Genomic DNA, 13,823 nt, shown 5'->3' on the forward strand with positions numbered 1-13,823 from the left:
AGATTCGAACTGTAGAAGTTTGCTGTTTGTGTCATAGATTTTTGAGCTATGGTCATAAATAAAGCAGGTAAAAAAGCCTGTAATTTTCGCCTGTCCGGGAAAAGAATGTCAGTGTAACTGCGGTTTTTCCCGAAAATTTCAAATTACCCTTGAACCTTGTGCAACAGGTTGCATTCTCAATCCTGCACCCACAATTTGATTTCAAAAATGGTATCTCAACCCGTAACCGGTTACTTGTCCCGTTTGCCCAGTTCGTTTTTGTTTTATTTGATTTGGTCGGAGGTTTGTATACCACGCGATTTGATCAATAAGATCCGAACATATTTAAAGTGGTAAACCGTTCGCAAAACAATATTCAAATACAAATTTTTCGCAATGATAACAAACCCAAATTTGAATTATTCAGGGTAATATTTCGGTTTTACTAATTTTTAACAGGAGCGGGATGGAAGTCAAAATACTCCCGGGCGTTATAGTAGCAGATATCAGATACGATTTTGCCGAGCCACTCCATATCATCGGGCAGTTCGCCGTTCGCGACGTCGTTGCCGATGAGGTTGCAGAGAATGCGCCGGAAATACTCGTGCCGCGGAAATGAGAGGAAGCTCCTGGAGTCGGTAAGCATGCCGATAAAGCAGCTCAACAGGCCCATGTTCGAGAGAATGTTCATCTGTTCTTCCATCCCGTCTTTTTGATCCAGGAACCACCAGGCAGACCCGTATTGTATTTTCCCTCTTACCGAACCGTCGTTGAAATTGCCGGTCATGGTCGCTATGACTTCATTGTCAGCGGGATTGAGATTGTACAGGATTGTTTTGGGCAGTTCCCGGTTTTTGTCCAGCTCATTAAGAAAATTGGCCAGTGCCCGGCTTTGCTGAAAATCTCCGATGGAATCGAATCCAACGGCCGGTCCCATTTTGTTATACATTCGCTCGTTTGCATTGCGAAGGGCGCCCAGGTGAAACTGCTGTACCCAGTCGTGCTCGTTGTACATGCGTCCCAGCTGGAGCAAAATGTGGGATGTCAACGCTTGCTTCTGCTCCTCGCTCAGCTCTTTTCCCTGGTTGCGAATCCGCCTATAATAGCGATTCAGCTGTTCCGGGGATGCAGGGCGGTAGTACATCCGCTGCAATCCATGGTCCGAAAGACGGCAGCCGTGTTGGTGGAAATAGTCGACTCGCTGTCCGAGGGCCTCCAGCAGGGAATTGAGCGAGCTTATTTCGATATTGCTGGCCTCCTGCAGCTCATCAATGTAGCTGTTGTAGGAGGCGGGGTCATCGAAGTTGAACGCCGCATCGGGACGGAACGCGGGGAGCACCGTAATCTCAAAATCACTCTCCCGGAGGCCCTGGTGGTGGTCAAGAGTGTCAACGGGGTCGTCGGTCGTGCAGACCACTTCCACGTTCATGCGCTTCAGGAGGCTGCGGGCACTGAAGTTCGGTTGCCGAAGCTGTTCGTTGGCAGTGGTGTAAATGTCGTCAGCGGTATCCGCATTCAGCAGGATTTCGATGCCAAAATAGTTTTTAAGCTCCATGTGGGTCCAGTGGTACAGGGGATTCCGCATGGTGTAGGGCACCGCATAAGCCCACTTTCGGAATTTTTCCCGGTCCGCGGCGTTGCCGGTGATATATTGCTCGTCGATGCCCAGGGTACGCATGGCCCGCCATTTGTAGTGGTCGCCGTCTAGCCAGATGCTGGTGAGGGTGTCAAAATTACGATCCTCACTGATCTCGGCCGGGGGGAGGTGAGAGTGGTAATCGATGATCGGCATATCACTGGCGTAGTTGTGATAAAGTTCTCTTGCTTCCTCCGAGTGCAGTAAAAAGTCCTCAGTCAGAAATTTTCCCATCGGTATATCCCTTAATTTAATACAAACGTTTGCACAAGGTAAATAATAAGTCGCCTGCTATATATCAAGCCAAAAGAAAAACAAAGTCTGGGGTAGAGAGGGTTTGGGACTCGGCCATAAAATCAGCCGTTCTTCTGTGATGATCCCCGGATGACCAGTTTTGGGTTCAGTAGTGTTTTGCGCGGGGTGAATTCGGTATTGGATTCGCTGATCTGCTCCAGGAACAGTTGGGCCGCCAAATTACCCATCCGCTTGGTGTGCTGGTCAACGGTGGTCAGTCCCGGTTCGATAAAAGATCCCGACACGTCATTGCTGTAGCCCACGAAAGCCACATCGCCGGGGATCTCAATGCCCTGTTCCTTGAAAACCTGCATGGCGCCCATCGCAGCAAAGTCGCTGGCCGAGAATACCGCATCAGGCAGTTCCGGCATCTCCAGCATGCGGTGAGCCAGGGTCTGTCCCAGTTCCACCACCCGTTCCATCGAAAAGATCAGATCCTCCTCCATGATCAGGTTGTTGTCGATGGGAATCCCATGCTCGCGCTGGGCGTCGATATATCCTTTCAGGCGATCCTGGTAGATGTTGATGTGCTGCTTGCCGGCAAAGTGTACGATGCGCTTGCATCCCTGTTCAATCAGGTGGGATACCGCCTTGTAGGAGCCCAGGTAGTCGTTGGTAACCACGGCATTTACATCCAGTGATTCATTCACGCGGTCGTACAAAATAAGTGGAACTCCCTGCTGTTTTACCTTTTTAAAGTGCTCAAAATCCGTGGTCTCCTTGGCCACAGAAGCAATGATTCCGTCAACCTGGATCTTTAGCAGCGCCTCAACGTTGGTCTGCTCCTTGGAGAACTGGTCATCGGACTGGCAAATCACAAGGTTGTACCCCTCGTCACGGATGACCTCCTCGATACCCCGAATCACGGAAGCGAAAAAGCTGCGGTCGGAGGTGGGCACGATAACCCCCAGGATATTGCTTTTGCCCTTGACCAGCGCCGCGGCAATATTGTTGGGCTGGTAATTTAATTTTTCGGCCACATCCCACACTGCTTCTTTAGTGGCGGAGCTAATTCTCGGATGGTTCCTCAGCGCCCTGGATACCGTGGAAGCGGTGATGTCCAGTTCTTTGGCAATATCCCGGATCGTTGTTTTTTTCTTTTTCATTGTATAGTCATGTAGTCGGGAACCGGAGACCGTCTGTAACCAACGGCTGGCGGTGGCTCCCCAACGTGGATAGTAGAAATTAGTAGTTATGATTTAGAGGCCAGGCACAGGCCAACAAGCAGGTGACGTCTGTTTCGACGTCTGTGCGTGTACAAGATCAGATTCCGATTGTGCTGATAAGACCGTCAGGCCCCGATATTTTGACTAAACAATGTATAGGAATGTATTAGCAAAAAAACAAAGCAGAATATTCCTGAAAACCATTGATCCCTATCTGAATCTATACCGGAACAGGAGTCGTTTGCAACCAGGCGGACGTTTCAGAGGCATCGCGGGCGTCTTCGCGATGTTACTACAAACGGAGTTCGCCACAACATGCTCAATATCAACCTGATTTATAAATTTCATTACGGGTTAAACCAAATTTTGCCAAAAAGTTGTATAAAAAAATAATTATTGCAAACGTTTATTCAACAAAATTTGATATAGATCGGGGTTGGAGTCCTTTTGCTACGGGAAAATACGTAAAAAAAAGAGTTAATGTTAAAAATTGTAAATATAATTGATAAAAAAGTCTTTTCACTTACTTTTGGGTAGTGCAAACGTTTTCGCAAAAAGTGCAAAACGGGAAAACTCACACAGCAAATCCAACACAAAAGGGAAAGGGGAATAATATAGCAAAAGGATAAGGTTTACTTCTGGGAAGGGTCTTGGGTTAAAGACCTGGATGCTGAATACAAAAAAGACGTTAACATTTCTCTTTTTAATCTCAAACTTACTACAAAGGACTGAATATGGGGAAAATAACTACAATAAAGGTTCTGATATTTTCTATATGTGCGGCCTTGCTCGGGGGACTCTCCCCGCAGGTGCACGCGCAGGGCACCCACGAAGTCAGTGGGACAGTCACTTCTGCCGAAGATGGTCAAACCCTGCCGGGAGTAAATATTTCGGTACAGGGAACATCGATTGGTACTTCCACCGATGCAGATGGTGAATATTCATTAAATGTACCTTCAGCCGAAGGAACACTCGTTTTTTCATTTGTCGGATTCCAAACCCAGGAGGTGCCCATCGAAGGGCGTTCAACCATCAACGTTGAGCTGGTATCCCAGACATTTGAAGGGGAAGAGCTCGTGGTTGTAGGATACGGTCAACAGGAACAGCAGGATGTTACCGGCTCTGTTTCTTCGGTCTCCTCCGACCAGATTGCCGAAGTTCCGGTAAGTGATGCCGCTTCTGCGCTGCAGGGACGAGCTGCCGGTGTTATGGTGGCCAATTCCGGCGGCAACCGCCCGGGCGATGGCGTTACGGTGCGCATTCGGGGTCGCCGTTCGTTGACGGCTTCCAATGACCCGCTGTTTGTGGTCGACGGTATCCCGTTTAGTGGAAATCTGAACGATATCAACCCGCAAAATATCGAGTCGATGGAGGTATTGAAAGATGCTTCCGCCACCGCTATTTACGGGTCTCGCGGTGCAAACGGGGTTGTGCTGGTCACGACCAAGCGCGGTGGAAATCACGAGACGCTGGTTTCGTATGACGGTTACCTGGGAGTTTCTCAACAGCTCGAGGAGCCGGACATGATGACCGGACCGGAATTTGCCGAGATGCGTCGCGAAGGATTCAGGGCCAACGACAACTACACGGGCAATGATGAGAACCACTTTACGGAGCCCGAGCTGGAGTCGATCGAGAGCGGGGCCACCTATGATTATCCGGACCTTGTCACCGATCCCGCCGGGTACCAGCAGAGTCACCAAATTACCGTGCAGGGCGGGAATGAGAGCACGCGGTTTGCCATAAGCGGTAACTTTTTTAATGAGATCGGTATTATTCCAGGCCAGGATTTTGACCGGTACACGGTCAGAATCAATCTCGATCATGATGTGAGCGACCGTTTCCGCATCGGAACCTCCACGTTGTTGTCTCGATTCGACCAGGCCTACGGCACCAATCCCTACGGCGGCGCGGTGGCCATGAACCCGCTTGGTAACCCCTACAACGAGGATGGAACCCTTGATTTCAGGCCGACAGACGACGGGCTGGTAGCAAATGTGCTGAATGACCTGGTCCCCGGCAAAATGCTGGATGACCGAAAGCGGATGCGGATCTTCAGTAATATTTTCGGGATTTACGATTTCTCGGACAATTTCAGTTATCGCATGAATTTTGGTCCGGATCTTTCTTCTTTTACCCGCGGCGTTTTTCAGGGAACCCTGACCACGGCCCGCGGAGAAGGGGTGCCATATGCTGAAAAGCGGAATCGCACAACCCAGGCTTATACATTCGAAAATATTTTAACGTACCAGCAAACATTTGCTGATATTCATGAAATCGACGCCACGGGGCTGTTTAGTATTCAAACAGATCGTACGACTAGAGATAGTGTGTCGGTTTCCGGTCTGCCGTACGAAACCCAGAAGTATCACAATTTGGGAACGGCCAGCACCGCTGAAGACTTTGGCAGTTATCTTACAGAATGGGGCATGATGTCCTTTATGGGGCGTGTCAATTACCAGCTGTACGACAAGTACCTGTTTACGTTTACCGGTCGTGCCGACGGTTCCTCCAGGCTGGCAGAAGGTAAAAAATGGGGTTTCTTCCCCTCCGCTGCCGTGGGCTGGAGAATTATTGAAGAGCCGTTTATGCAAGAGCAGGACCTGCTGTCTGAGCTCCGGCTGAGGGTCAGTTACGGGGTCACCGGCAACACCGCCATTGATCCCTATCAAACCCAGGGGACCCTTGCAAGAACCACCTACCAGTTTGGTGATAACGCCGGCTATGGCTATCGGCCGGGGCAAATTTCCAATCCCAACTTGCAGTGGGAGACCTCCAAGCAGTGGAATGTAGGGCTGAACTTCGGGCTCTGGAACTCCAGGGTTACCGGTAGTATAGAGTACTACCAGACCAACACCACGGATATGCTGCTTGAACGAAACCTGCCGATTACCTCCGGGTTTAACAGTGTGTTTGAAAACGTGGGTGAGACCAAAAACACCGGGCTGGAATTGACCGTGAACAGCCAGAATCTCGTCAGTTCCGGTCGCGATGCGTTTAGCTGGAGCAGCGACCTGATGTTCTTTACCAACAAGGAGGAGATTATTGATCTCTACGGCAACCAGCAGGATGATGTGGGTAACGAATGGTTTATCGGTGAACCGCTGACGGTGTGGTACGATTATGAAAAGATCGGGATCTGGCAGTCCGACGAGGCCCAGGAGGCCGATTCGTACGGGCAGGATCCGGGTGAAATCAAGATTAAAGATCAAAATGGCGACGGTACTATCAATGAACAGGATCGCGTGATCCTGGGATCGGATATGCCGGACTGGAATGCGGGTTTTGCCAACCATTTCAGTTATAAAGGATTTGACCTTTCGGTCTTTCTTTACGCGAGTGTAGGTCAGACCATCGTTAATAATTATAGAAATGTTACGCTAAATGGCCGAACCAACGATCTGGATGTCGATTACTGGACAGAAGACAATCCTACCAATGCGTTCCCGCGGCCCGATGTGAGTCGTGAGTATCCACTCTACCGAAGTACGCTTACATACCAGGATGGGTCATTCTTGAAAGTGCGCAATATCAGGCTTGGATACAACTTGCCTCCTGATTTGGTTCAGCAGTTTGGACTGCGCTCTATGAGAGTGTACGCCAACGCCGAAACGCCGCTGCTTTTCTCGGAAACGGGGAATATCGACCCTGAGCAGTATGGCGGGGTAATTGAAGCAGACGTTCCGACGACCCGACTCTACACTGTTGGCGTAAACATTAATTTCTAAGGACAAAGGATTTAGCGTGATGAATAAATTAACTTATACATCGATATTATCGCTTTTTATCCTCATTGTTGCATCATGTGATGTGCTGAATGAGGAGGTTGTCTCCGATGTAACTGCAGAAACACATTTCACGACTCCAGGCGGGTTTGAAGATGCAGTGAACGGGGCGTACGAACCACTCAGGTCGTTTTACGGGGCTGAGCAGGGAGGAAATCTTACCGAGTATGGTACCGACCTGATCCAGAATGCAGGTCACGGAGGCTTCCATTATATGAATCAGTATAATGCCGGTCTCAACTCGGAGGCAAGTCCCATGCAAACGCTGTGGGATAATTACTATATCGCCATAAACTCGGCCAATGCGGCGATTAACCGCGCTTCCGAGATCGAGGATATGGACGAAGGGCTCAAGAATACCAGGCTGGGAGAAGCCCATTTTCTCCGGGCTCACTACTACTTTCACCTGGTGGAACATTTTGGTCCCGTTCACTTGACTACGGAGGAGACCATCGGGGTTGAAATTGAGGCTACTCGAGCTCCGGAATCAGAGGTCTACACCCAGATCGTCTCCGACCTGGAGACCGCCATTAATAACCTCCCGTCCGATCCGTCGGAGCAGGAGTGGGGGCGGGCAACCGAGCCGGCTGCCAAGATGCTGCTCTCCCAGGTGCTGTTGACGAGAGGATACAAGGACTTTGCCGAGAGCGACGACTACAGCCGTGCGGCCACGCTTGCTGAAAGTGTGATCAATGATTACAACTTCCGGCTGCTGGATGATTACGAGATGATCTTTGACAATGACAACGAGGAGAATGAGGAGATCATCTGGGCCGTTCAATATGGCAAGGATCCGCTGATTAACGGCCCGGGTAACCGAAGCCACCTCTACTACCGCCCATGGTATGAAGTGTACGGCGGAGACGGAAGTGGCGCCGGGCTCGTTCGCAGCCTGGAGCCGGGCTATGGTCGCCCCTGGATTCGATTTAAAATGACGCCGTTTGCTCTGCAGAACTACCGTCCCATCGACCAGGATTCACGATACAAGAAAAGCTTCCAGGATACATGGTATTACAACGATGCCGCAAGTCTTCCAACAGATGAGTATCCCAATGTGGCTGTAGGCGATACCGCGATCTATATCGATCCGGATATGACAGCACAGGAGGTTGAGCAAAACCAGGACAGTGCTCCCTATTACCTGATGTCCTGGGCTACAGCGCACACCAACGAAAATATCAACATGTTCCCCAGCCTGAAAAAGCACGACGATTTCCAGCGCCCATCGGTCAATGAATCGGCTGGTAATAAAGACTACATCGTCTATCGTCTTGCAGAGGCGTACCTGTTTGCCGCCGAGGCGCGCTACCAGATGGGTGAACTGCCTGCCGCCGCCGATCATATAAACGCTGTTCGGGAACGGGCGGCCTGGCCGGGAGAAGAAGCCAATATAACCGCCAATACGCTGGCCAATCTTCAGAACGAGGGGCTTGACTACATCCTCGATGAGCGGGGCCGCGAGTTTTACGGCGAGCAAAAGCGGTGGATCACTCTTAAGCGAACGGGCAAACTGCTTGAGCGGGTCAGAAATTATGCAGGCTTGCAGGAAAGTCGCGACAATATCGAGGAAAGGCACCTGCTTCGCCCGATTCCGGCTACGCAGATTAACCGAACCGACGGGGGATATGAGCAAAATCCCGGCTATTAATATTGCCTTACGTTCTGATATATTATAAAATTAACACTGCCTTGGGAGAATCCACTCCCAGGGCAGCTATTTTTAATCCATAATGATCCAACCAGCTTATGAAAAATGCTACAAGGAAGCTTTGCGGGTTTCTGTCTCTTGTTATTGCGGTGGCGTTCTCAGCGTTTCCGGCTGACGCGCTTTTTGCACAATCACAGGAAATAGCGGAATTTACGGTAAAAGCGGGAGAATATGACCGGAGCAATACCCCGGTAAGTGCCTCATTGAACGGTATTCCACTGGGACTACAAACTGGGCAGGAGCTGCAGCTCTACGAAATTGTTGACGGTGAACAGCATCCCGTCGCCTCGCAGGTTGATGCGGATGGATATGACAAGACGCTCCGCTGGATATTGAGGGGAGAAACGCCTGCAGGAGCAAAACGAAATTATTTATTAAAAAGAGTCCCCGAAGACAAGACCGGTGAACCCGAAAAGGCGGTTCACATTACCGATGATGGAAAATCATTGACGTTAATGGTCGATGACCAAAAAGTTCTTAGCTACCGGTATGCGACTAAATCTCCCCCTGAAGGGGTCTCAGATCTCTATTCGCGCAGCGGATATATCCACCCGCTCTGGTCGCCGGAGGGAGAGGTGATTACCCGGATCCAGCCTTCCGATCACTACCATCACTACGGCATATGGAATCCCTGGACGCGAACCGATTTTGAAGGTCGCGAAATTGACTTTTGGAACCTGGGTGACGGAGAGGGAACCGTGCGCCACAAAGCGATTCCCCAGACCATCGAAGGAGAGGTTTTTGGAGGATTTGAGGCCTTCCTGAACCACGTGGATCTGACCGCCCCCACACCAACGGGAGACAAGGTCGCTCTCAATGAAAAGTGGGAAGTAAAGGTATGGAATGCAGATCCGGAGAACGACATCTGGCTGGTTGACTTTGTTTCTACGCTGAATCCGGCGTCAGAGTCACCGGTAACGATCAAGGCCTACCGCTACCAGGGGTTCAGCCTGCGGGCCACCGAAAAATGGAGCGATGATACTGCCACCTTGCTGACTTCGCAGGGAAAGGACAAGAGCAATGGCAACGCCACGCGCGCCCGCTGGACCGACATCAACGGAGTGTCTCACGTCGGAACGTCCGGTATTTTGTTTATGACCCATCCCGGCAACCAGAATTTTCCGGAACAGCTTCGCATCTGGCCGACAGGCGCCAACGGGGGAGAGGAAAATGTCTATTTTAACTTCAACCCTGCTCAGGAACAGGATTGGCACCTGGAGCCGGGCAACAGCTATAACCTGAAATACCGCATGATGGTCTATGATGGCAAAATTCAACCGGAAGATGCGGAGAGCTACTGGCAGGATTTTGGGAATCCACCGGAGGTTGAGGTCCGGAAAAAGGTTCTCGAGGGGAGCCGTGTTTTGGTGTATACCAAAAACGGGGAAGGGTATGTTCATGAAAACATTCCCAACAGTATCGAGGCGATCCAGAACCTGGGCGAGAAATATAACTTTACGGTTGATGCGTCAGAGGATCCCTCGGATTTTACGGAAGAAAACCTGAAGAAGTATGATGCGCTGGTATTCTCAAATACCAACAATGACATCTTCAATACCGAAGCCCAGCACAAGGCCTTGCAAAACTATATGAAAAACGGTGGCAATTTTGTGGGTATTCACTCCACCTCCGGTGCTGAGCGCGACTGGCCCTGGTTCTGGAGTCTGGTCGGCGGTACCTTTCACCGGCACGCTCCCTTCCAGGAATTTACGGTGAATATAACGGATCACTCCCACCCGTCTACCGCGTTTTTACAGGAAGAATGGGTACGCGAAGATGAGTGCTATTATCTGAAGCAGTTGAATCCCGATGTCAACGTACTGCTTCACGCCGATATGACTACGGTGGAGGATGAGGAGAAGCAGCAGTATCCCGGGGATGTTTTCGGTGATACATTTCCACTGGCCTGGTACCATGAATTTGAGGGGGGACGTTCCTGGTATACTACGCTGGGGCACAGTGTGGAGGATTATGACGACCCGGTTTTTGTACAGCATATTCTGGGCGGTATAGAATGGGCCGTTTCAGGTGGTTCTCTCAAGTAAAATATTAGATGTGGAGGGCTTTATTGCACCACGAACCAGCAGTTGTAAACGAGCTTCTGAACCCTGGTTTTGCAAAACCCCGCCAAAATATTCAAGAAATAAAGTTTAAAACTAAAATGGAATGTAGCTATGGATAAAAAGAACAGTAGTGGCAACAAAATGACACGGCGCGAATATTTAAAGACCTCCGCTATGGGCGGGGCGGGACTCTTCTTTGCCCCCTCTATCGTCCCTTCGTCGGTGATGGGATCAAATCCACCGAGCGAGAAGATTAATATCGGCCAGATCGGCTGCGGGCGTATTGCCCGGGGACACGACCTGCCGGAGACCATGAAATATGATATGGCCCGCGTGGTGGCAGTCAACGATGTGGATATGGACCGGGCCCGCGAGGGAAAAGAGCTGGTAGAGCAATATTATGCCAGGGAAAAAGGCAAAGAAAATTATATCGACGTAGCCGTCTACCAGGATTACCGGGAGATGCTGGAAGACCCTGAAATTGACGCCGTTATCATCAGTACGCCCGACCACTGGCATGCCCAGCCGGCCATTGAGGCGGCCCTGGCGGGCAAGGATATCTACCTGCAGAAACCGGCTTCACTGACGATTGAAGAAGGGCGTGCCATGAGCGATATTATCCATCGTACCGGCACGGTATTCCAGATCGGAAGCCAGCAGCGATCGGTCAACCCGTGGCCGCAGTTCAAGCGGGCCTGCGAGCTGGTTCGCAACGGCCGCATCGGTGAGCTACAGCATGTGGAAGTGGGGCTGCCCGGCGATCCCGGCGGGGGCGATACGACCCAAATGCCGGTGCCCGAAAGCCTGGACTATGACATGTGGCTGGGCTCAACGCCTGACGTGCCGTACACCGAGCAGCGCGTACACCCGGAAGAAGGATACTCACGTCCGGGCTGGCTGCGCATCGAGGCGTATAGTGCGGGCATGATTACCGGTTGGGGCGCCCATCACATCGACACGGCCCACTGGGGCATGGGCACCGAGCATACCGGTCCTGTGGAAATAGAGGCAACCGCTGAATTCCCAACCGACGATCCCAACTACAGTGGACTGTGGAATGTTCACGGCGATTTCAAGGTAACAGCCAAGTACGCCAATGGCGTTACGATGACCGTGGGCGGAGACAACAAGCAGGGCGTCCGTTTTGTCGGGTCCGACGGCTGGATTTACGTCTCACGGGGCGATGTGGGAGTAACAGCGAGTGATCCGGTCAGCGCCCAGAAGCAGACGGAATCGTTCCAGGCGAGTGATCCGAAGATACTGCGCTCCGAGATCGGGGAAAACGAAATTCACCTCTACGAGTCAGAAGAGCAGCACGGCAACTGGCTGAAGTGCATAAAATCGCGTGAACTGACTGTGGCCCCCGCCGAGGTGGCACACCGCTCGTGCAGCGCCTGCCTGGTTTCTCATATCGCCATGAAACTGCCGCGCAAACTGTACTGGGATCCGGTCAATGAGCGGTTCAAAAATGACGATGAGGCCAATGCCATGCTTTCGCGCCCGCAGCGTTCACCATGGGGCGTGAAGTATATTGACGGGCTGCGAATTTAGATGAACCGCAGGGAGGCGCCTCTCAGGTGCCTCCCATTTTTTGTACTCTCGATTTTGATTTTATCTTTATAACTGATTGTAAACAGTCATTAAACAAACGACAAGAGGAAATAGTGAAGAATCTGTCACTTAAACGAATTGCATCACTGATGATATTACCCCTGGTTTTTTATTCCTGCTCCGGTACCGAAACCGGCGACAGCACGACTGCAGATAATGAATTTACCGGCGCGCCCGGGGAGGTAAAGCTGATGACGGTGGATCCGGGCCATTTCCACGCCAGTCTGGTACAAAAGTACAGCTATGACCAGGTAGACTCTGTTGCCTATGTGTACGCTCCTGAAGGATCGGACGGTTTGGAACGGCACCTGGCCCGTATTGAGCAGTACAATAACCGCGAGGAAAATCCCACTAACTGGGTGGAAGAGGTCTATACCGGGCCCGATTTTTTTGAGAAGATGATCGAAGAGCGACCCGGGAATGTAGTGGTGCTGGCCGGCAATAATGCGAAAAAGACCAGCTACATAAAGCAGTCGGTTGATGCGGGGTTGAATGTGCTTTCCGACAAGCCGATGGTGATCAAGCCGGAACGGTTTCCGATGCTCAGAGAAGCGCTGGAGCAGGCCCATGAAAACGGGATTCTGCTCTACGACATCATGACCGAGCGGTTTGAAATAACCACGATACTGCAGCGTGAGCTCTCCCGCTACCCGGATGTGTTTGGCGAGCTGGAAAAAGGTACGCCCGAGGATCCTGCTATTACGAAAGAAAGTGTGCATCACTTTTTTAAATATGTCTCTGGCCAACCGCTTATTCGTCCGGGCTGGTTTTTTGATGTAGACCAGCAGGGAGAGGCGATTGTAGATGTTTCCACCCATCTTGTGGATATGATATTGTGGGAAACCTTTCCCGGGCAGGGCATCGACACTACCGATGTGAACGTGGTGCAGGCCGACCGGTGGGCCACGCAGATGACTCCGGATCAATTTACCAAGGTTACGCAGATGGAGCCGTACCCCGAGTACCTGGAGGAAGATCTGGATGAAAATAATAATTTGAATGTGTTTGCCAACGGATCGTTTGTCTTTACCGTAAACGGGGTGCACGGCAAGGTTTCGGTTGAATGGGACTACCAGGCGCCCGAGGGAGCCGGTGATACCCACTACTCGATTATGCGCGGAACGAAAGCGAATTTGGTTATACGGCAGGGCGAAGAGCAAAATTATACGCCCACCCTGTATGTTGAGCCGGTGAATGGCAGCGGTGGCGAGCAGTTTGAACAAGCCCTTAACAGTGCAATCGAAGAGATTGCCGGTGAATATTCGGGCGTGTCACTCACTCCCTCCGATAACGGATGGCAAGTGGTTATCCCGGATGAACACAGGATCGGTCACGAAGCCCATTTTGCGCAGGTCACGGAACAGTACCTGGATTATCTTGTAGAAGGGGAAATTCCTGAGTGGGAGCGAAAAAATATGCTGACCAAGTATTTTATTACCACCCAGGCGTATGAGAAAAGCAGATAGGCTCGTTGCCGGTGTTGGACATCATCACCGGCGTTAACCCATCAGCTTTGGGCGGGTGAATTATTTATCTAGTCCAGGCGCAAGCATTGTTCTTCTTGCAACGTACAGGTGGAGA

Annotated in this window: 7 protein-coding genes; 5 read left to right on the top strand and 2 right to left on the bottom strand. The window is 51.0% G+C overall.

The genetic code is table 11. The annotated features are described in order from the left end of the window. Positions 1–424 precede the first annotated feature (424 nt). Both uxaC and ACG2E4_RS10580 read right to left on the bottom strand, forming a co-directional pair. Entirely contained in the window at positions 425–1,849 is a 1,425-nt protein-coding gene (gene uxaC / locus ACG2E4_RS10575; protein ID WP_395276519.1) for a glucuronate isomerase, read from the bottom strand. Positions 1,850–1,971: 122 nt separating this feature from the next. Beyond that, positions 1,972–3,015 (bottom strand): LacI family DNA-binding transcriptional regulator, encoded by a 1,044-nt coding sequence (locus ACG2E4_RS10580; protein ID WP_395258739.1) that lies wholly within the window; start codon positions 3,013–3,015, stop codon positions 1,972–1,974. 794 nt (positions 3,016–3,809) lie between these two features. On the opposite strand from ACG2E4_RS10580, the gene ACG2E4_RS10585 reads away from it, so the two are divergent. From ACG2E4_RS10585 to ACG2E4_RS10605, 5 genes are all read left to right on the top strand, one after another. After that, positions 3,810–6,803 (top strand): SusC/RagA family TonB-linked outer membrane protein, encoded by a 2,994-nt coding sequence (locus ACG2E4_RS10585; RefSeq protein ID WP_395276520.1) that lies wholly within the window; start codon positions 3,810–3,812, stop codon positions 6,801–6,803. Positions 6,804–6,822: 19 nt separating this feature from the next. Further along, positions 6,823–8,508 (top strand): RagB/SusD family nutrient uptake outer membrane protein, encoded by a 1,686-nt coding sequence (locus ACG2E4_RS10590; protein WP_395276521.1) that lies wholly within the window; start codon positions 6,823–6,825, stop codon positions 8,506–8,508. Between the two features lie 98 nt (positions 8,509–8,606). Next, positions 8,607–10,613, top strand: a complete 2,007-nt coding sequence (locus ACG2E4_RS10595) for a ThuA domain-containing protein (RefSeq protein ID WP_395276522.1) — start codon at positions 8,607–8,609, stop codon at positions 10,611–10,613. Between the two features lie 129 nt (positions 10,614–10,742). Further along, positions 10,743–12,182 (top strand): Gfo/Idh/MocA family oxidoreductase, encoded by a 1,440-nt coding sequence (locus tag ACG2E4_RS10600; protein ID WP_395276523.1) that lies wholly within the window; start codon positions 10,743–10,745, stop codon positions 12,180–12,182. Between the two features lie 149 nt (positions 12,183–12,331). Beyond that, positions 12,332–13,708 (top strand): putative oxidoreductase C-terminal domain-containing protein, encoded by a 1,377-nt coding sequence (locus ACG2E4_RS10605; RefSeq protein WP_395276524.1) that lies wholly within the window; start codon positions 12,332–12,334, stop codon positions 13,706–13,708. The last annotated feature ends 115 nt before the right edge of the window (positions 13,709–13,823 follow it).

This window comes from Halalkalibaculum sp. DA384 (assembly GCF_043951955.1).
Lineage (GTDB): Bacteria > Bacteroidota > Rhodothermia > Balneolales > Balneolaceae > JAMQKA01.